Source organism: Methylobacterium sp. WL64, from assembly GCF_008039945.1.
Taxonomy (GTDB): Bacteria; Pseudomonadota; Alphaproteobacteria; order Rhizobiales; family Beijerinckiaceae; genus Methylobacterium.
Map to the genome: position 1 here is coordinate 1 of NZ_VRVA01000096.1, position 20,276 is coordinate 20,276.

General features: G+C 61.0%; 13 protein-coding genes and 7 pseudogenes. 4 read left to right on the forward strand and 16 right to left on the reverse strand.

Annotation, left to right across the window (positions count from 1 at the left end; genetic code table 11):
• Positions 1–777 (forward strand): annotated as a pseudogene (locus FV242_RS25965) (IS630 family transposase); the annotation flags it as partial.
• Positions 778–867: 90 nt separating this feature from the next.
• Positions 868–1,005: a hypothetical protein gene (locus FV242_RS34795; protein WP_187278566.1), complete on the forward strand. Its 138-nt coding sequence runs from the start codon at positions 868–870 to the stop codon at positions 1,003–1,005.
• A 318-nt stretch (positions 1,006–1,323) separates the two neighbouring features.
• Here the strand turns inward: FV242_RS34795 and FV242_RS25970 are convergent, their stop codons facing one another.
• Both FV242_RS25970 and FV242_RS35770 read right to left on the reverse strand, forming a co-directional pair.
• A complete protein-coding gene (locus tag FV242_RS25970) occupies positions 1,324–2,400 on the reverse strand; it encodes a glycosyltransferase family 1 protein (RefSeq protein ID WP_187278567.1) in 1,077 nt (358 codons plus the stop codon).
• 61 nt (positions 2,401–2,461) lie between these two features.
• Entirely contained in the window at positions 2,462–2,623 is a 162-nt protein-coding gene (locus FV242_RS35770) for a hypothetical protein (protein ID WP_246692883.1), read from the reverse strand.
• Between the two features lie 64 nt (positions 2,624–2,687).
• Between FV242_RS35770 and FV242_RS35775 the strand changes: the two are divergent.
• A pseudogene (locus tag FV242_RS35775) lies at positions 2,688–2,813 on the forward strand (transposase family protein); the annotation flags it as partial.
• 10 nt (positions 2,814–2,823) lie between these two features.
• On the opposite strand, the pseudogene FV242_RS25980 reads toward FV242_RS35775, so the two are convergent.
• From FV242_RS25980 to FV242_RS25995, 4 genes and pseudogenes are all read right to left on the reverse strand, one after another.
• Positions 2,824–3,270: pseudogene (locus FV242_RS25980) on the reverse strand (integrase core domain-containing protein); the annotation flags it as partial.
• Between the two features lie 24 nt (positions 3,271–3,294).
• A pseudogene (locus FV242_RS25985) lies at positions 3,295–4,108 on the reverse strand (IS66 family transposase); the annotation flags it as partial.
• 256 nt (positions 4,109–4,364) lie between these two features.
• Positions 4,365–4,622 (reverse strand): annotated as a pseudogene (locus tag FV242_RS25990) (transposase); the annotation flags it as partial.
• Positions 4,623–4,896: 274 nt separating this feature from the next.
• Positions 4,897–5,796 (reverse strand): family 16 glycosylhydrolase, encoded by a 900-nt coding sequence (locus FV242_RS25995; RefSeq protein ID WP_187278568.1) that lies wholly within the window; start codon positions 5,794–5,796, stop codon positions 4,897–4,899.
• A 604-nt stretch (positions 5,797–6,400) separates the two neighbouring features.
• On the opposite strand from FV242_RS25995, the gene FV242_RS26000 reads away from it, so the two are divergent.
• Positions 6,401–7,513, forward strand: a complete 1,113-nt coding sequence (locus FV242_RS26000; RefSeq protein WP_147940939.1) for a glycosyltransferase — start codon at positions 6,401–6,403, stop codon at positions 7,511–7,513.
• Between the two features lie 98 nt (positions 7,514–7,611).
• Here FV242_RS26000 and FV242_RS26005 read toward each other — a convergent pair whose 3' ends face one another.
• From FV242_RS26005 to FV242_RS26055, 10 genes and pseudogenes are all read right to left on the reverse strand, one after another.
• On the reverse strand, positions 7,612–9,345 hold the full coding sequence (locus FV242_RS26005; RefSeq protein ID WP_147940940.1) for a hypothetical protein: 1,734 nt from the start codon (positions 9,343–9,345) through the stop codon (positions 7,612–7,614).
• Positions 9,342–10,325 (reverse strand): glycosyltransferase family 2 protein, encoded by a 984-nt coding sequence (locus FV242_RS26010; RefSeq protein ID WP_246692884.1) that lies wholly within the window; start codon positions 10,323–10,325, stop codon positions 9,342–9,344. Before FV242_RS26010 ends, FV242_RS26005 begins: the two co-directional genes overlap by 4 nt.
• A gap of 1,213 nt (positions 10,326–11,538) precedes the next feature.
• Positions 11,539–12,951, reverse strand: a complete 1,413-nt coding sequence (locus tag FV242_RS26015; protein ID WP_147940941.1) for a hypothetical protein — start codon at positions 12,949–12,951, stop codon at positions 11,539–11,541.
• Between the two features lie 10 nt (positions 12,952–12,961).
• On the reverse strand, positions 12,962–14,272 hold the full coding sequence (locus FV242_RS26020) for a polysaccharide biosynthesis/export family protein (protein ID WP_147940942.1): 1,311 nt from the start codon (positions 14,270–14,272) through the stop codon (positions 12,962–12,964).
• Positions 14,273–14,279: 7 nt separating this feature from the next.
• Complete coding sequence (locus FV242_RS26025; RefSeq protein ID WP_147940943.1) at positions 14,280–15,221, reverse strand: hypothetical protein; 942 nt, start codon at positions 15,219–15,221, stop codon at positions 14,280–14,282.
• Between the two features lie 681 nt (positions 15,222–15,902).
• The gene (locus FV242_RS26035; RefSeq protein WP_147940945.1) at positions 15,903–16,148 is read right to left on the reverse strand and encodes a glycosyltransferase family 4 protein; all 246 of its coding nucleotides are present in this window, start codon (positions 16,146–16,148) and stop codon (positions 15,903–15,905) included.
• Between the two features lie 213 nt (positions 16,149–16,361).
• Positions 16,362–17,600: pseudogene (locus FV242_RS26040) on the reverse strand (IS66 family transposase); the annotation flags it as partial.
• 14 nt (positions 17,601–17,614) lie between these two features.
• Entirely contained in the window at positions 17,615–19,138 is a 1,524-nt protein-coding gene (locus FV242_RS26045) for an IS66 family transposase (RefSeq protein WP_147940946.1), read from the reverse strand.
• Positions 19,139–19,206: 68 nt separating this feature from the next.
• A pseudogene (gene tnpB / locus FV242_RS26050) lies at positions 19,207–19,563 on the reverse strand (IS66 family insertion sequence element accessory protein TnpB).
• A complete protein-coding gene (locus tag FV242_RS26055; RefSeq protein ID WP_147940947.1) occupies positions 19,560–19,994 on the reverse strand; it encodes a transposase in 435 nt (144 codons plus the stop codon). Before FV242_RS26055 ends, tnpB begins: the two are co-directional and overlap by 4 nt.
• Positions 19,995–20,276: the final 282 nt, after the last annotated feature.

The following is a 20,276-nucleotide window of genomic DNA, read 5'->3' on the forward strand; positions in this document are numbered from 1 at the left end:
CACCCGGCACCCCGCCGCATTCCACCCGCACAGTGGCGAAGGTGCTTTCGCTGACGTGTTCGGAACCGCCGGACGAGGTCACGCACTGGACCGGCCGCGCCGTCGCTGCGCGAACCGGCATCTCGCTCCGCTCCGTGCAGCGGATATGGCAGGAGCACAGCCTGCAACCGCATCGGGTGCGGACCTTCAAGCGCTCCCACGATCCGGCCTTCGCCGAAAAAGTCGAGGATGTCGCCGGTCTTTATATGCAACCGCCCGCCCACGCCGTCGTGCTGTCCATCGACGATCCTTCGACACGCTCAGGATGAGGAGTCCCAGATCCAAGCCCGGGAGCGAACCCGTCCCGATCGGCCGCTCGGACCCGGGCATCCCGCTGCTCAGACGCACGACTACACCCGCCACGGCACCACGACCTTGTTTGCCGCCCTCGACGTCCTGGAAGGCACGGTGCTCGGCCGCTGCATGCAGCGGCATCGCCACGGTGAGTTCATCCGTTTCCTCAACACCGTCGAGGCGGCAGTCCCAGCGGGCAAGGCGATCCACGTGGTGCTCGACAACTACGGCAGCCACAAGCACCCGAAGGTGCGCGCCTGGCTCACCCGCCACCCGCGATGGACCTTCCACTTCACACCGACCTCGGCCTCATGGCTCCTCAATGCCGTCGAGGGCTTCTTCTCCACGCTGACGCGCCGTCGCCTCCGGCGAGGCACCTTCACCGGCATCGTCGACCTTCAGGCCGCCATCAAACGCTACATCGGTGAGCACAACCAAAGCCAATGACCCTTCGTCTGGATCAAGCTCGCCGCCGCCATCTTCGACGCCCTCAATCGAGCCCCTTAACCATCCGTCTGAGGCAGTGAACCAGGCATGACCATGCTCTGGCTCACAAGACTTTGCAGAGACGCCCTAGAACCCGAAGCCGCCGCTGTCGTCGCGCGCATCCTGCAGGATACCGAGACGGCCAAGGTCATCGATTTCGGCCGCCCGTTCTGCCGGATCGTCTGATGCCGCTGTTGCTCGCAATCGTCGGGAAGATCGGATGTCAAGTCGTTCGATGAGTGGCTGTACGACGCGCAAACCTGCGGCGTCCGCATCATGGAGCTTCGCTACCAGCCTCGGTCAGGACGGAGACGCCGTTCGGTCCGTGCTGACACTGCCTTGAAGCAATGGTCAGACCGAAGAGCCGATCGGGAGGCTCAAGCACTAGAAGCGTGCCATATACAGCCGCGCCAAGCTTGAGCTCCTCCGACAACGCCTCCTCGCAGCCTAACCATGAACTTGGTGAAGAGCCAGTTTGCTGGGTTAGGGCATTTGTGGAATGATTTACAGCAGACTCATATAACCTAGAGCTGTTTTATTCCAAGAAAAGAGGGCCGCCCGCTCTCGTCCTCGTCCAATTAAATCTTCTCTTAAGCTTGCGCTTGCTACGATATCTTGAAGGTGCTTGATCCATTCAAGTGGTCGCACAGGAGACGCAAGGAGAGCAGCATCTCCGCATAATTCAGGTAAACTAGCACGATCTGTAGAAATTACAGGACAACCGAGCGCCATAGCTTCCAACACAGGCAATCCGAACCCCTCAGTCATGGATGGAAAGACAAGGCACAAAGCACGCTCAAACAAATATGCCAAGTCATGATCGGTCACGTAACCTAGATTGAAAATATTATCAGCACCCTTCATATATTCCTCTTTAAAGATTTTCGACTGGCCTCCCGCAATAATTAGATTCAAATTCAACTTTGAAAGCTCTGCTGAAAGATCTATAGCAAGCTGTATATTTTTATGCTTTGCTCGCGATCCCAATACTAAAATAAAATGTTTCGATCTCAAATCTGAGTTTGAATCAATTGCGGATCGCGCTTTGTCTGATAACGCGGAGTTCCAGCTTAAGACATGTTCGTAGCCGTTCGGAAGGACAGCTATATCGCATTCTTTCACTGACAAGGCTGCCGATATCTGGCGAGCAGAAAATTTTGACACTGTTGTAATTTTAGTAGCGCGACGTGCTAGAATGGGCTGTATTATCTTGTAAAATGCCCTAAATCTTAGACTGTAACTTTCCGGCGCCAGAAAGACGTTGGCGTCATGAATACATACAATTTGATTGCTTTTGACAGCCGGGGCCGTATTGCAAAAATTCAACAAAGGACCGCGATAGTAGTGCGGAAGATCGAATTGCTCCCAAATATGCCCCGAATTTTTTCCCAGCACTTCAAACTTCAAGCCCTCAATGTCCGGGTTTTTCGTGGAAGGCGGTGCTATTATAGATACAGCCCCCCCCGCTTGTGAAGAAACAGCACCTATTGACCGCGCAACATTTAGAGCATATCGCTGAACCCCTGTCGTTGACTGCGCTAAAAATCGTCCATTGACACCTAAGGATTTGAGTGTCGACATTTCGTTTACACCGCGCTTATCTAAAACAGTCATATATGCTATAGCAGATTAATCTGCACAATCAAAATCTGAGCTGCAACGAATGAGGCGAGTCGGCATAGCTGAACTCTTTTTTTTTCACAATTCCCACGAATTGTTCATCAAAGGATTGCGGTGACGGGCTCGTCGCCGACTGTTTCACCAGGCGGATAATCAAATTCTCATACCTTTCGGGCTGCGTCATTAGGCACGTCATCCAGAGCGGCAGTCGTCACGTTGGCATTACTGACGCTCGCCGTGTTCTCGCGCGATGTCCAACCTGTGGCTCGACTAGCACTGCCGTTTACATTCGCTATGAACGCCGTCTGGTTGATCTGCCGACGGTTGGTCAGCCCATAACAGTGCGCCTGCAAATCCGACGATTCTGCCACCATTATCGCGGTAGATGTTTGGTCCCGGCATGTGATGTGACGGATCGCGCCTGAAGCGTTCGGACTCTTTCATCCAGGGCTGGCAAATAAATTCGTAGGGGGTGAGGCCTCGCAGGGTCTTCAGCCGACGACCGTAGTTGTAGGCCTCCACGAACAGTTGCAGGTGGCGGCGCAGCTCGTCGTTGTCGGTGTAATGGTAGCGCTTGACCGCGGCATCCTTGATGGTGCGGTTCATCCGCTCGACTTGGCGGTTCGTCCACGGGCAGCGCGGATTGGTTAGGCGATGCTCGAACTTGGTCTACTCACACGCCCAATCGAACGAGTGCCAGCGGTACAGACGCGGCTCATCGCGCTCGGCCCAATAGGCAGTTGCCTTGGCCTCGGCTTCCTCGTTCACCGGATGGTTGTCGGCGAATTGGATGCCATTATCTGTCAGCGCCGTTTGGATCGTGTACGTAATTACCCAGGCCTGTGACGTCTGGGATCAGGCACCGACGGTCTTGAGGATGGTGCCGAATGGGCTGTGGCCTGCGAGGCGTGCGGTATCGACGACGGTGCGGATGGCGGCCTCGCCCTCGGCGGCCCTCATGGCGCGGTAGCCGTTGGTCGCCTTCCGCTGGACGACCGCTGGGCGCAGCAGTCGTTCTGAGCCGTTGTTGGTCGGTTCGACCGCGCCGGGATGGGGGGAGGAAGACGAGGAGCTGATCACGCGCCCGTCCGATCTTGGCCTGAAGGTCGCGGGTCAGGTCGCAGCGGCTCGACGTGGCGAGGATGGCGCCGAACTGTAGATCCAAGGTCCGGCGCTTTGCGGCGAGCGTCGAGGCGGCCAGGTCGGTGACGCGCTCGGCCAGGCCGAATACCGTCTGCAACCAGAGCTGCAATCGCCAGGGCACGGGATCGTCGCTGACCTCGACGACGTAAGCGACGTCGCGGGCGAGATGGGCGAGGCAGGTCTGGTGCGCAGCGGCATGACCCTGCTGGGCGGTGTAGCGGTCCGAGATCCACACCGCGGGCCGGTGGCCGTCCATCATCTCCCGCACCACGATGGCGCCCCGCGTCGACGAGGCCGTGTGCACCACCGCGTCGGCCGCGTGGAACACCCAGTGATAAGCGTTGCTGCCCTCGATCCGGACGCCGGTCTCGTCCGAGGCGATCACAGCGGCCCGGCGTAGCGTCGAGACGGCCTCCTCGCGACCGGAGCGGAAGTGCCTCTGCGCGCGCTGGAGCAGGTTCATCAGCCCGCCCTGGCTGAGCGTCAGACCTAACAGGTCCGATAACGCTGCCTGCAACGTAAGCGCTATTTTCAGACCAAGGCTTTATGGATTGGCATGGCCGGCTAGGCCCATGGCAGCAGGTCATTGAGATAGCGCTGCGGGTGGCCATCGACGATGCGGGTGATGACGTCGGTGAAGCAATTAATGCTTTGATGGCCGACCGGGCAATTGCTTCGGAACGGATCTGCTCGCGATAAGCTCCGTTCGACGAATTTGCCGTAAAGGCGAAGCCAATTTATCCGCACCGGAGCGTGTTATGACTCGTCTTCAATCGTTGGAATTACTTGTGCATGCGACGGGCCAAGGTGATCATGTGCAAACCCGCCCACGTGGTGGCATGTCTTCGTAATATTTGACCAATCGCGGGCAGCGCGCGGCCGAGGCGAAAAACCGCTCGACGACCCAACGCCGCGGAAGTAGCACAAACCCCCGCCTGGCTTCGAAGGGCCTTCACGACCTCCAGGGCAATGCCGTGGCTCTGAGCGGCCTGCGCGGCGTTCGAGCCGGTGTAGCCCGGATCGACGAAGGCGAGGTCGATCCTGTCGCCGACATCCGAGGGATCGACACGAGGACATAGGGGCATTATTATAAAACGTAACGCTCAACTGAAAGTTATTATCATGCACTCGTAATAAGAAATTTATTGGCAGGATACTTTGCCACCAAAACGGGAAGCCCACTCGATGCGCGGTGAGAGCATTAAATAAAATAAAACGAGTTATTTTCCGTAATCCGGGTTTTTGCCGAGATTTTACCTAATACTTTTTCAATTTTCTTTTCCAAGCCGATCCGGTATTTACTGATAAACTCCTTCAGTGCGTATCTTCCCAAATATGCACATAATCGAAAACTGCATCCGCGTAGCCGTTAACAGGCACATCAACGCCGCTGTCGGTATGGATGGCATTATCGAGCAGAACGAAAAACTTGCCCACGGTTTTCGGCCGCGGAAGCTTGAGGCGTTGAACCTCTTTGCGATCGAAATAGATTATAGCCTCGGTTTCGGTGATCTGAATTCCGTAAATATGAAAGTCGGCCGTCAAATTCATATTGGTATCTGTCCAGACGAGCTTACCCGGTTCCGCCGTCCTTCCAGTGTTCCCTGGCCAGTAAATAGCGCCTGAGCTGAATTTTGTGATCGCATCGCCGTAAAATTCAAGCGCATCAATCTCTACCCCTCCGGCATCGGTCGCAACGGTCGGTTCGGTATCCCCGGCCAGCACCCAGAATGCAGGCCACGAACCTTTGTTCCTCGGGAATTTGGCGCGAGTTTCGATATAGCCCTTCCTAATTGCGCTGGCCGCGGGCCTGCGCGGAAAAGCCGTGCTTACTTGACCGCTATACCAGGTCCGACCCCAGTTTTCAGGATCTTTGTAGTTCGGCTCGTGATGGGCGCGGAGCGTCAGCATCCCGTCCTTGATTATGTAGACGCTAGTGAACCCAGTCTCATGTGAGGTGACAAAGTGCGCGCCGCCCCATTGCCCTCCGTCTGGTTTGGGACCGGGAAACCATTGGGTCAGGTCGAGACTGTCCCCGTCGAAATTCTCGTTAAACACGAGCTTCATCGAGTCGGTGATAAAGCCAGACGGGCTGGCTGTTTCGGTGGCCACCTCGGCAAGCTGCGTTCTCGCTTCAGCCGGAACTGGCAGCACGATGGCAGGTTTATTCATATCACCTGAACGCGTGGCACTGTAGGCGATGCTCGCAAACATGTAAGTGACAGACACCGCGCAAAACGCAGTTACAATCCTTGGCAGCGATCCGACTATCATTCTATCTTTAACTCCAATTGACAACTATAGATCAAAGTTGGGATTCAACCCGCCGAATCGAATTACAGATCCACGGCCACCTAGCTAGCTCTGTATCGAACAATAAGAAGACAGAAGCCCATCCAGGACCCGCTTCAAGTCTGCCATCGCATCTGAACGATTCCAGAGACAGCCAGCCGATCGGCGCCCTCTGCCGAGAACGCGATGCTTATGACGCACGGGACGCCGTTCTGATCGTGGAACTGAGGATCGGCAACCAGCGCGCCGATCGCGATTTGCACCTTTCCCGACTTGCCGTAATAGGATACCACGCCTACTGAACAGTTTAGCCTGTAATCCCACGTGAGTAAAATCGTTCCAGTCCCTTGAGGCAATATCACCTGGGAGATATTGCGCTGTTTCAGTTTTCGGAAATGTAAGGTCTACATCCCATGAGGCTCGAGTCAAGCTCCGTCGATCGTCGAATGTACGCCGTTTGTGTGCTGGTCTATCGTACGTGGGGATCGTGTCTGTGAGTTCAAACGCATCCGAGACGAAGACCACCATGCCGCTGGCCGAAGCGGCAGCGGCCCGGCGGCCTTTGAACGTCTTCGTCCATCTAGCAGCGGACAAAGATGCAGTCGCTTGGCGCGAGGCTTGGTTGTCCCGTAAGCTGGTCGGCATCAATGACGAGACCCCTTATGGCTATGGTCGCGCGACGAGCATGGGGTGTACGGTGAAATTCTCTCGAACGACGCCCGAAGGGCTTGCGGCGAAGGTCGTCCGGCTTGGCCTGCGAGTACTGACTGGGTTTGACGTCATCCACGCCTTTAGGCAGCGACGTGCGTTGCTCGCCGCGGATGTCGTCTGGACACATACCGAGTCGCAGTACCTTGCGGTGGCTGCCGTCTTATCCCTGACGAAACGGCGACCGAGGCTTCTCGGCCAGAGCGTTTGGCTATTCGATCGCTGGAAGACGCTTACGCCACTGCACAAACTTCTTTATCGCCGTCTGATTCGACATGTCGACGTTTTGACAGTTCACTCATCCGTGAATCTCGCGGTCGCCCGGGCCTTGTTCCCCGACAAACGCGTGGTTTTAGTACCGTTTGGCATTCCGTCCGAGCAGATGATGGCGCCCGTCGCGCGGGCCGGCAAACCCTTTCACATCTTGTCCATTGGCAATGACCGGCATCGCGATTGGACATGTCTCGCGTCGGCCCTTGATGGCTTACCCAATGCCATGTCAGCCATCCTGTCGGGGACTGCACCGCGCGTGCTGATCAAGGGGCGGCCGAATCTGCAGATAATGCAGGCCCGGACGAACAGCGAGCTTTTTGCACATTTTGCGGAGGCCGACGTGGTCTGCGTGCCTCTGAAGCCGAACGGCCATGCCAGCGGTATCACCGTGATTCAGGAGGCTGTGCTGGCAGGCGTGCCGGTTGTCGCGTCCGCAACCGGAGGTCTCGAAGGCTATTTCGGCGCCGATGCGGTACGCTACGTACCGCCTGGGGATCCCCGGGCCCTGCGCGACGCTTTGCAGGAAATTGCCAGAAATCCCGAAGACGCTCGAGCGCGGGCCCTAAGAGCGCAGCAGCATATGGTGGATGCGCAGATCGGCGCTGAATTCTTCATCCGCCGACATGTCGAACTCAGCCGGGAAATGCTCGCGCGGTAGGTGCCGCAGCGGCCTTGACTATCTGCCCCGAGCCAGATCGTCGGGGCCTACGCTGATCGGAAAGCTTCCGACAACCGCGGATGATCATCGCGAGCGCCTCAGTTATGAGCCTCAGGCGCGATCGTTGCGGGGCGGCTCCCGGCCGATGCGGCAATGCGGGCCGAGTGGCGGCTCTTGCGGGGGAGGGGGTCGTTCAGCACGATTCCAAGCACCCGGCTATTGGCCGAGCGCAGGGCGCGAATGGCCTCCGAAAGCTGATCCAGTTTGGTGCGGTGGAGCGCGGCAACGAGCACGACGCCCGAAAGCATGCTTCCTATCGCCTGCGCATCCGAAGAGTTTGCGAGAGCGGGCAGATCTAGGACGAGGTCCCGCGGGCTGTTATACTGCGTCAGGGCGTTACGCATCGCCAGAGTCCCCATGAATGCGTTGGGGTCAGCGACGCGGTTTGCAGCCACTGCGGGAACGAAGCTCAACGACTCTGTGATCCTCACCTCGGGCAGTTTGGCCTCGACCGAAAACGACTGGATGAACTGTTCGAGACCGGTTTCGCTGTTGGGGGCGAAGCGCCGGGTCAGGTCTGGCTTCTGCAGGCTAGCATCCACCAGTACCACCGGGCTGTTCGAGGCGGCGAGCAGGCCGGCAAGGTTCGCGCTCAGAGCGCTGCAGCCGTCCCCCTCATGACATGACACGACGCCGATGGCGACCTGATACGTCTTCGCTCGCGCGGCGAAGAGGACCGTCCGGAGGAGGCGCATCGATTGTGCGAATTCGGATCCCGGCTGGTCGAGGGCGGTCGTGTCCGACAGACGCCCGAACCGGACGCGCGGGACGACCACGAGGCAATCGACCCCGAGGACCCGCCGGATCTGCGCTGGAGAGCGCACGGTCTTGTCGAAATTGTTCATGATTGCAATGAAGGCGACACCGCTGACTAAGCCGAAGACGATCGCGAACAGCAGGTTCAGCTTTGTTTGCGGGTACGCGGCGGCCAGGGGCCTCAACGCCTCGCCGACGATGCGGGCATCTGAGTCAGGGAACTGGAAGTTGGTGATGATGCCGCTCGCGACGGCCTCGTCGGCCGCCTTCTTCTCAGCCTGGATCAAAGTAATACGACCTTGAAGGAACTCGGTCCCACGCTGTTCCGAAATTGCGTGAACTAGTACTTGGTCGCGGATATAGGCCGCTGCAATCGAGTTCGTGATGCGAGCGGTAGAATCCGGTTTAAGACCCCGGTATGACACCTCGATAACATAGGACTGACCCAGCCGGCGGACCTGAATCCGGTCGGAGAAGTTCTGGAAAGCGATCTCGCGGGCTTGGCTGGCCGCCTGCTCCTGCAAGAGTGGCGAAACCAACGGGGGCCGCAGCATATTGACGATGCTGGCGATGCGCCCGATCAGCCCCGGCTCGCCGGGGGCGAATTCCGGGTCTGTCTCGAGTTTTAAGGTGTCAAACACGTATCTCAGATTGCGCACCGAGCGAATGATTTGGAGCTGACTCTCGGCCTGGGCGCTGTCCAGGATCGGTGCCACTGCCGCCGCAGCAGCTGCAGCGTCAGAGCCGGCGGGAAGCCGCACACGGGGCTCAAGGACGACCTGTGCCGAGGCGACGTATTCCGGACTCGCGCGGAGGGTGTAGACGAGGCTGATGGCGAAGCAGGCCAGAAGCCACAGTCCAAGCTTGAGGCCCTGCCGCCGCACCGCGGCGATCAGATCTCCGATCCAGGTTGCGCCGGGATCGTCCTGCCCATCGCGCATGTCGATGTGCTCCAGCCCCGGGAGCGAGTCTTGGTGGGGGTCGTCCGTGCGGATGACGGGATGGGTGTAGTTCATAGGGAGGCGGCCCGTTCCGGGGTCAGGCGCAATCGTAGGAGGTCAAGCGCGGCGATCAGATTACCGAGAAGTCGTCCGCGCCGGTCCACATACGGTTCCGGTCGGACCGACTTGACAAGGTTGGCTATGACGTTGCGGCCGATCTGCGCGATCGCCTGCCGCGCCGTCATGGCGCTTTTACGGTTCAGGTAGACGGGGTTCATCACCTGAGAGTAGCCAAACTTGCGGCCTGATACGCGTGCCCCTTTGGTACCGAGGTGAACGCCATAGGCCTTGCCGATCTTGACCCTGCGGCCGCCCCGTTTGGCGACGGCGGCTCCGAAATCCCGGTCCTCCAACCAGCCGTAGAGGACTAGCCTCTCATCGAATCGGAGACCCTCGATGGCCGTCCGGCGGAAGGCCATGTTGCAGCCGTAGGGACTCAATCCCTCCTCCATCCAATCGCCGCCGGAGGCATCGTGGGCGGCGATGCAAGCGAGGGCCTCTCCCCCAGTCAGACCAGGCCCAAGGATCCCGTCAGCAACCACGTGGCCGGTGATGCACGCGATCCCGGGATTGGCCGTGAAAGTATCCGAGACCGTTTCGAGCCAGCGTGGGTCCGGGTAGAAGTCGTCGTCGAAGAATACGATCCAGTCGGTGTCCGCGCGCAAGGCCTCCAGAATGCCGTTGCGCTGTCGTGGCAGACCGGGCTCCCGGTAGATCACGGTGACCTTCGGATCTGAAGCGACGGCCCCGACGTCCCGCGGCTCCGTGCAGCAGACCACGATCGCTTGCGGCGTAAGAGTCTGGGCGGCAAGGTTGTCGAGCATCGCCGCAAGTTGGTCCGGGCGGCCGCGGGTCGCAATTCCCACGGAAACCCGGGTCGCGCGCGCCTCCTTCCCGTCATGGGTCCCTGCGCTCGTCATCGTCCACCCCTGCATCTTTCCTGCCGCGTGCGACCGTTCAAAGACGAGACGCCGGCAATGGTCTGGCCCGTCCACGCTGATCCGTAACAGCCTACCTTTAATTCCCAATGCTGATCTTTCCTGCGGTCCCGGTTCGACACTACAGACGCGCCAGCAGATCGAGGTAGGACCGACCTGAGATCCGCCAGAAAACCGCGCGCTTCGCTCTCGCCCGTGGCCGTGCAAGTTGTCCTGCAGCGGCCGCGACGCGGCGAGGCGGCGTAAATGCGCGAGCCATGGCGGTGGGGGGTTCGGGTCCGCGAGTAGAGTAGCCACGCCAGAGATCTTGGCCAGCAGGAGCGGTCGGAGGAGATCATGGGGCTGTCCAGCGCCATCGCCTCCACCAGCGGTATGCCGAACCTCTCCGAAAATCGGGAACGCCAGGCACAGAGCGTGCGCGTAGAGCCACGCAACGTCGTCGTCCGTGAGGAAGTCGAGCCAGCGGATGCTCGCGGCATTGACCGCCTACGTCCTCGCGAAGATCTGGGCAACTTCCCCCGGGCGACCACAAGGTCGAGGCCCATCGCGTCCAGGGACGAGGCCCGCCGGAGAGTGAGCCACCGTCCTGCTGCTTGGCGAGGCTGCCAAGCAGCAGGACGAATGGGAGGATCCTGCCAAAGAGGGTGCCGCGATCGAAGTCCGTCCCGTTCCACCGGAAGAGGCGTTCGTGCTCGTTGTGCAGGACCGGGATCGCCCCGGCGGGGACCGCTAGGTGGCGGAACGCGCGTTACGCGGAGCCCTGCGACCCTGTGGTGACCGGTGTGGCGCGCCTCGCAGTGATCGGAAGCAGGACGCGGTAGACCAAGATGAACTCCCGGCTGTAGCTGCCAGGTGCGTCGAAGACATTGGGATCGTGCATGCACATAATTTGGCGCCGGACGGCTACGGGCGCCGAGTTGCATAGTTTGAACATGGGTGCTGCCGTCGGAACGGTAGGATCGCTTGCTCCCAAACATGCCTGGATGCCCCTCCGAGGCAACCGACGCGATGGCTGCGAGCGCCGGGCTCGCCGTCACTATCGGCGGTAGGATCGTTACGGCCCAGTTTCCCGGGCCACGTAGGAGACCGTTCATCTCCAAAACGATCTCGCAAGCATAGCGCTGCTCGCCATTCACGGGTTGACTGTAGAACCGACCGTGGATCGCGACCATCCTCCCAGACAGGGCGTGAGCCTGGTGCTTGGCGGACGCCTCGCTCCGGGTCGTGCGGTTGTAGGCGGGCGGACTCAATGACATGGGCTTCGAACTGTTCACGCCGGGCCGTTCGCAGGTGCCGGGCGGGAGGTGGCACTGGAGCCGGGAAGGGTGTCAGGCGTGTGGGACGCGGCGATCAGGCCAAGAACTGTAGCGACGCCAACGCCGATATCGGGGATAGTTGCGACGACAAGGTACATTGCGAGGGTCGGCAACAGGCTGAGCTTTAGCGCCGTAGCGAAGACCGCGGCTTCCTTCCGGGCTCCTCTTGGCATCGTTAGCAATTGCTGAGCGATGAAGCCGAACATCAGTAGTGCCCCGAACAGGCCGGTGCTCCCGAGGATTGACACCGCCCAGTTCGACACGCGGATGGAGCCAAGGCCAGCCCCCATGCCGCCAGTGTCGAGGAAGGCCTGCCAGCCGATCCTGGTCCACATGGTGCGCTCGGCATAGGAGGCCGACTTTGTCTTCTCGAAGATCAGGCCGTCGATCATTGTGTACACCGGATCGAGCAAATTCGGCTTGATGATGATTCCAGCGAAGACGGCGAAGAGGGCCAAGAAGAGTGTGACGAACTCCAGGTTGAGTTCGGCGCGCCGCGAATTGTACGGATCGAACACGCGGTAGACGAGGTCCGCCGCGTAGACCAAGCTGAGCACGCCAAGGCCCACAACGCCGGTGGACGAGGTGGAGAGGATGGTCATCATTCCGAGCAGTGCGATGGCCGCGAGGACGAGGAGGTGTTCAGGCCCCTTCTTGTAGAATGGCCTAAGGAATACAAGGGACGCCATCAGGCCGACGCAAGCGGTTCCGAAGGTCGACGCCTCCGGCATCAGGCCGACCACGCGCTTGGACCCCTCAGATTCGACGTCGACCAGGAACGAGTATGTCGCGGTGCGGAACGGCTCTAGCACAGCGCCGATGTGAAGTGTGTAAGTGACGAGATCGACGACGCCGCTGAGGACGAGAACGTAGGCCGCCCATAGCAGCGCGCGGCGGTAATGCATCCGCATGGCCGCCGAATGACCGACGACGGAGAGGGTCACTGCCGTACCATAGGAAAGCATAATGTAGCAGGATTGCGTAATATTTCCCGAGCCGGGCCTCAGGATGTCGGTCCCGGAGATCGGCGCCGAAATCGGCACGACCTCGAACAGCCCCAGGAAGGCGCGTGGTAGGATCACCGCCCCGAAGACCGCGTAGCCGACGAAGGCCGAGAATAAGATCATGCGCTGTGAGTCGAGGGCGGACTCGATCCCCCGCATGATGTTGCCGCGCTGGACCATCGCCTTGCCCACGAATAAGGCTGCGCAGGCAGATTGGGGCAATAGGTTCACGCCGCCGTTGAACGGCAGCATCTGTAGGCTGCCGAAGGCCCCGGCAATGAGCATCAGATAAAGGAGATTGGGACCGCGTGACAAGATCGCGCCAATCATCAGAATCCACAGGACGGCTGCGGGCCAGCTCATGGCCGCCGCCTCAGAAGTCGTTCACCGGACCTCCCAGGGCGCGCGCGGTTTCGGCGTTCATCCCTGGGACCGGGCCCTTGGCAGCCTCGGTAAGGTGTGGCTGGACGCGCACGACGTCCCCGGGCTGGAGCAAGTCGCCCTCATCCGCAATGATCTGCTCGGACTTGCCGTCACGTCGGCGCAGGATGACGTAATCGGGCTTAGAATAGGCCTCGGCGTTGGCTACCACCGTCGCGGGGGAGCGGATCTCTGCCTGGTAGAGGAGGTTCCTTGCAGACTCGAGTTTCGCCATAGTCTCGTTCAGCTTGATCCGGGTCTCAGCCAGTTCCTGAAGGGCCGCATTGCGGCGCTGGTCCTTTAGGTCAAGGATGTCGCGGTCAGCCCTCGAAATGTCCTGTCTAGCGCGGATCACCGCGATCTGTACGTCGAGCCTGTTCGCTTCCAGGGTCGCGATGGTTTGCGAAGTCTCAATCTGACGGGGCATCGCCGAAAGACCCTTGCTCACGAGCCCGGAGATCCGCGAGAGTTCCTGCTTCATCATGTTGAGTTGTTCGCCGGTGGTGGAATCTTTGGACGAGAGCGAGATGATCTGCTCGGTGAGGAATTCCTTGTTCTGCTTGAGGTTCGCGATCTGGGCGCTCAGTGACACGCGACGGCTGTCGAGGGCGAGGCGCTCCTCCCGTAGGATGCGGCCGATCTCCGGTTCCTTTAAGCGGGATTCCATCTCCTGCGGGAAGGTGAGCGGGGTGTCCTTGATTTCGGCGTCGAGGCGGGCCTGGCGCGCGAGCAGGGCAAAGCGCGTCGCCGAGAGCTGCTTGATTTCGCCCCGCGACTGGACGGCATCGCGCACGAATTGCAGCAACACGTCGGTCGGCACCCGCTGGATGCCGCCGGCGAGGCTGACGCTCTGAAGCACGGTGAGGTTGGGCCGGAACTCGTATCCGCCCGGCTTCTCTACGCTACCGGTGACATAGAAGGGACGGAATTTGATGATCTGCACGGAGGCATCCGGTTTGGTCGCGAGGCCGGCCTTAGCCTTCAAACGCTCCGCGATATCGGTGGCGATGTCCGTCGTTGTGCGCCCGCTCGCCTCGATCTCGCCGACAACGGGCAAGGACACCCGACCGGACGCGCCGACGGTGAAATCGCCGTTGAAAGCCTGCCACTGGTAGGCTTCGCCTGTCCCGGCGCGCAAATCAGAAACCTTGACCTGCAGCTGATCTAGCGGACCCAGGCGATAGGGCTCTTCGGCCCTAGCCGAACCTACGTTAACTATGAGGGCGATCGTAGCCAGATGCAATGCTCGAAGACACCTCGTCATGCGTTCCTCATGCCCTTTGGATAGCTACAGAAGCGACCATTTTACCCGTATGCCGCACTGGCGCCCCACGCGATAGCAGGAGCAGCAGTAATCCGCTGACCAATCCCAAGCCCCCCATCATCATCATGAGCGGACTCATCCTGGGATAGGCGACTCCGAGCGGACGATTGGCCGGTCCGAGCAAACGCACATCGGAATCGAACAAGGCACCCTCGGGTATGACGCCGAAGCGAGCCCCCGCCTCTGCGACCAAGATCTGCCCCACGAGGCTGGACAGGCGGCTCTCAAGATAGACGCCGCGCCGCTGCTCTCTGGCCAGCACGCCGCGCAGCCGATACGCCGCGTAGGTCGATGCGATGGCGTTCACAATCCGCGTTGCCTGCTCAGCGCTGGGCGCGCGATAGGAGATTTCTATCACATAGGACAGACCGAGGCGGCGGGCTCGCACGCGTCTCAGGAAGGCGTTGAACGCTTGGATAGCGTCCGGATCGGTCGTCACCTGGCGTTGGAAGCGGTCCAGTCTGGTGCCAATGAAGGCCCACAGGCCGTCCGCCCCCGCCAGAATCTCGGGTGCATCAGTAAGCTTCTGTGTCTTGAAAACTTCATAAAGAATCTTTTGCGAACTTAACACGCGCAACTCGGTGTCGCACTGGTCACTATCAATGACAAATTGATAGAAGTGCCGCAGATCCTCAGGGCCGTCGTTGACGATGACGTGAGGTTGCAAAAGTATTTGCGTCGTCGCGATGAAATCAGGACTGAGCAATTTGGTGTAGACGACTGAGGACGCGACGAAAGCCATCACCCAAAGGATAAGAAAGACAAGCTTCCGGCGAAGGTAGCGCACGGTGTCGACCAGGAATGCCGTCGCTTCTGATACAGAGCGCTCTCCCGTCCAGATCGACTGTGTTGCAGCCGTGTTTACTGCAGAGGGATAAGACACCCTCATCGGGATCGCCCGTACTCGTAGGTGAGCCGCTCAACCATAGATCGACCGTTGGTGCTTCCGAAGGAACAGATCGTCCTCGACTGGTGTTGCAGCAGACGCTAACCGATTCCTGTAGGCTTTGGTCAAAGACTCCGCAATGGCCTTGCGCATCTGGCTCTCAAATCTAGTGGGATTGAACTGACGGGCGTAGACCGCGCTGTCGGCTGGGCGACGGTTCAGCCGCTCCAGAATAGCGATCGCATCGTTCAATGCGTCCTCGCTTTGCTCCTAGTATAGGTAGTAGTCGCTGACCTCCTCCGGCGGCTACCGCCGTGAAGGCGTTGATGTCGATCAGTTGTCGGACCAAGTCCGAGTCCCGGACGTTATAATGCCTGATGTCCGCGGCTATTGTGCTGGAAATGGACACGAACCGGTCGATCACTGGGGCAGAGCTGTCAGCCCACTGCCTATGGTTCTGAGATGACTGGGACATCGACACCTGCGCCAAATGGCCGCTCTCTATAGTGACAATGCGCGTTCCCGATGTCCCGCATTGGGAACAGAGGGTGCGTCCATGCACCGCGTCCTTGGGGCGATGACGCTTTTGGCCAGTCTGGTTCCGCTGCTAATGGTCAGGTTGAAACCTCCTAAATTGAGACGCTTCGGCGCTGGGGGCATATCGAATGTGGACATTCGTGGCGCTCATAAAAACTCGGCCCTTATTGACGTCACGCTGTTATGCTGGTGCAGCGCCTCGTGGAAGACTTGGGGCGCCACGATATCGGTGAAAATGTCGGCCTCCGGGTGCAACTTCATTAGCGCTTCGAGGACCTGCTTGTCACGACGCATCCCAACGACAGCGTCGTGGATGATCGCGACGCGCACGACTGCCGCCAAATTCGGCGTGACCAGACTGGTTACGCAGGGACGCACGTGAAGCCCGGCCACGGCTTCCCGCTCAACAACGGCAATAAGATATGCACCGAATTTATCTCGAACAGATGTTATAGCACAATCTTTTGATAAGGTAAATTAAAGTAGCAATATTAAATCAATTAGTAGCGGCCTTCGATAAAGGAGACAACCGGTACAGCACGATGTATTATGCTGCATTTCGTCGAAAAAGCTGCTTGTTTCTACGTATTGTCAGCTGAGTAGTAATTACTCAGGCTGTGAGAGTGGGGGGCAGGCGCCAACGGTTTTGAGCATGGCTCCGAATGGATTGGCACCGGTCAGGCGGGCGGTGTCAACGAAGTTGCAGATAGCGACCTGCCCACGGCCCCCCACATGACGCGACATCCGTTGGCGACTTTCCGCTACACGAAGGCTGGACGCAGCAGCTGCTCGTAGCCGTTATTGGTCGGCTCGATCTTTCCAGGATAGGCGAGAAAGACCAGGAGTTGATCGCGAGCGCGTTTGATCTTGGCCTGCAGGTCGCGGGTCAGGTCGCAGCGGCTCGGCGTGGCCAGGATGACGCCGAGTTGGCGATCCAGGCTCCGGCGCTTGGCGGCTAGCGTCGAGGCGGCCAAATCGGTGACGTGCCCGGCCAGGGCGAACACGGAGGCCAGCCAGAGCTGCAGACGCCAGGGTACGGGATCATCGCTGGTCTCGGCGACGTAGGCGACGTCGCGGGCGAAATGGGCAAGGCAGGTTTGGTGCGCGGCCGCGTGTCCCCGCTGGGCGGTGTAGCGGTCCGAGATCCAAACCGCCGGCCGATGCCCGTCCATCATCTCCTGCACCACGACCGCACCGCGCGTCGGCGAAGCCTGATGCACGACCGCCTCGGCAGAATGGAAGACCCAATGATAAGCGTTGCTGCCCTCGATGCGCACGCCGGTCTCGTCCAAGGCGACGACGGTGGCCCGGCGCAGCGTCGAGATGGCCTTTTCGCGACCGGGACGGAAGCGGTCCTGCGCCCGGCGGAGTAGGTTCATCAGCCCGCCCTGAGTGAGCGTCAGCCCGAACAGGTCGGACAGCGCCCCCTGCAACCGCTCGTAAGACAGCGCCTGGAAGGTCTTGAGGTATGTCGCCACAGCTTGCAGCCATGGCCCGAAGGGCGTGCCGCGTGCCGCGTGCTGCATCAGGCATCGGTGCGGCTGCCCGCGTCCTGCAGGTCGGACAGCGCATGGCCAGACGCCGATGCTGCGTCACCACCGGCGCGACCTCCGGCAGTTCGATCTGTTCTGAGACGCTCACGATCTCGGCGGGAAGATCTCCGTCCACGGCGCCGCCGCAGCACGCGCAGCGATCCGGACGATGCTCAACCGCCACGTCCGGATCGTCGCTGATCGCCCGGCTGTTACCCTCGTGACCGGGCTTGGCGCCGCCGGGCTTTGCCTGGTCGCGCCGCTCCTTGCGGTCTGTCGCCGGCAGCTTCGAGGACGTGCGCGAGGTCTTGTCCGTAAGTGCTGTTTTCAGGCCACGGCTTTGAGGGCTGGCATGGCCGAGTAGGCCCATGGCAGCAGGTCGTCGATACGGCGCTGCGGGTGGCCCTCGACGATGCGGGTGATGACGTCAGCCAGGTAGGCCTGGGGTTCGACGCCGACGAGCTTGCAGGTCTCGACCAACGAGGCGATCACCGCCCAGTGTTCGCCGCCGCCGTCCGAACCAGCAAACAGGGCATTCTTCCGATTCAAAGCCAGAGGCCGAATGGCGCGCTCGACGGTGTTGGAGTCGATCTCCACACGCCCGTCATCGAGGAACAGGCTCAAGCCCGCCCAGCGGCTCAGGGCGTAGCGGATCGCCTCGGCCAAGTTGCTCTTGCGGCTCAGGAGGCCGAGCTTCTCCTGCAGCCACGCCTCCAGCGCCTCGATCACGGGCCGGCTTCGTTCCTGACGGGCCGCCCGTCGCTCCTCGGCCGGGCGCCCGCGGATCTCCGCCTCGATCCGGTAGAGCGCGACGATGCGGGGGAGCGTCTCCGCCGCGATCGGCGAGGCCGCGGCGAGGTCATAGAATTTCCGACGCACATGGCTCCAGCAGTAGGCCAGCCGCACTGCGCCGCCCTTGGCCAAGCTCTCGTAGGCCGCATAGCCGTCGATCTGGAGCACGCCTGCAAACCCGGAGAGATGCGCGATCGGTCGTCCAGCCGTGCGGTCGGGGGCGTAGACGTAGGCGACACCGGGCGGATCGGTCCCGCCCCAGGGCTGGTCGTCGCGCGCATACGCCCAAAGCTGGCCGGTCTTGGTGCGGCCGCGTCCTGGATCGAGCACCGGTGCCGTGGTCTCGTCGGCAAACAGCTTGCTCGAGCGCTTGAGCGTCTCCAGCAGCCGCTCGTGCACGGGCCGGAGCAGGAAGGCGGCACGCCCGACCCAGTCGGCCAGCGTCGAGCGGTCGAGGCTGACGCCCTGGCGGGCGAAGATCTGCGCCTGCCGATACAGCGGCAGATGGTCGGCGTATTTGGAGACGAGTACCTGCGCGACGAGAGCGTCGGTCGGTAGACCGCCCTCGATCAGCCGCGCCGGCGCCGGGGCCTGCACGACCGCGTCCCCGCAGGCCCGGCAGGCATAGCGCGGGCGGCGGATCACCAGTACTCGGAACTGCGCCGGCACCACGTCGAGGCGCTCAGACACGTCCTCGCCGATCCGGTGCAGGGTCCCTGCGCAGCATGGGCAGGCAAGGCTGCCGATGTCGACGAGGGTCTCGACCCGCAGCAGGTGGGCGGGCAGCGCGCCACGGTTCGTGCGCCGCTTGGCCCTTCGCGCCTCCTGCTTGGCCGGTTCATTCTCCTCGTCGGCAAAGCCCGCGGCCTCGACCTGCTCGGCCTCCTCCAGCCCGAGCAGGAGCTGATCCTCAGGCAGGCTCTCGGCGCGGCGGCCAAACCGGTGGCGCTGCATGGCCAGGATGATCTGGCGCAGCCGCTCGTTCTCGGCGCGCTCCTCGGCGAGCAGCGCCTTGAGCGTCTCGGGGTCGTTTGACGAGGGCGAAGCAGGCGCGGCCACGAAACAGATTAGAGCAGATTTGCCAGTGACTTACCACCGCGATGAAGCCCGTCGGCTAGCCTTTTTGCTCAGCCTGCAGCCCCCGGCACGCTCACGGCACGAGCCGCATGAACACGCTTCCAGTCGACCCCTTCGAGCAGGGCCGCGAGTTGCGCCGCCGTGAGGCGTACGACACCATCTTCGATCTTCGGCCAGCAGAACTAACCGGTCTCCAGGCGCTTGGTCGCCAGGACCACCCCACTTCCGTCCCAGAACAAGAGCTTGGCCCTGTCGGCGCGCTTCGATCGGAACACGTAGACCGTGCCGGAGAACGGATCCGCGCCCATCGCATCCCGAACCAGAGCGGCCAACCCGTCCATGCCCTTGCGGAAGTCCACCGGCCGCGTCGCCATCATCACGCGCACCATGCCGGACGGCCCGATCATGCCGTGGCCTTCAGTGCCCGGATGACGGCCGCAATGGTCTCTTCACGCGCACTCTCACCGTTCCGAACGGTCACGCCGGCCATATCCAGCTCGATCTCAGCGGCCAGAGCGAACCGCTGCGAAGCCAGAGGCCGGGACCGTGGTGGTACCGGATCGGTTCCGCCATCCCCGACCAGCGCCGGTACGAACGCCAGCGGTGGGGCAACAGGAAGCGAAGCCGCCGCATGTCGGGCCGCACGAAGCCAGGTGAACAAGTGCTGCGGACTCAGGCCGTGCCGGCGCGCGACCACCGAGACCACCGCACCGGGGGCGGTCGCCGCAGCGAGGATGCGTCCGCGCTCGGCGTCAGACCAGCGCCGACGACCACCCACGCCCGTGATGACTTCTAGCCGGCGAACCGACCGCGGCAGCTCGACCATATCCTCAAGCATAGACACAAAACGATCCGAACCAGGGACCGTCAGACTCCACCATCACCACCACATCGAAAAGAGCGGCTCCAAACACCGCTTACTCTTGTCCGGGCGCTGCAATCGCAGCACCACCTCATCCTGAGCCTGTCGAAGGATCGATCAGCTTCTCACGGGTAATTACCCACCCCCTTGCGCGGGTTGGGTTTCGCTGATTCCCTCGTGGGATGGTTCGTACCGATCTTGAGCGGCTGAGCCGCGAGGAGTTGATCGAACTGGTGCTGCGGCTGCAGCGTCCGGATA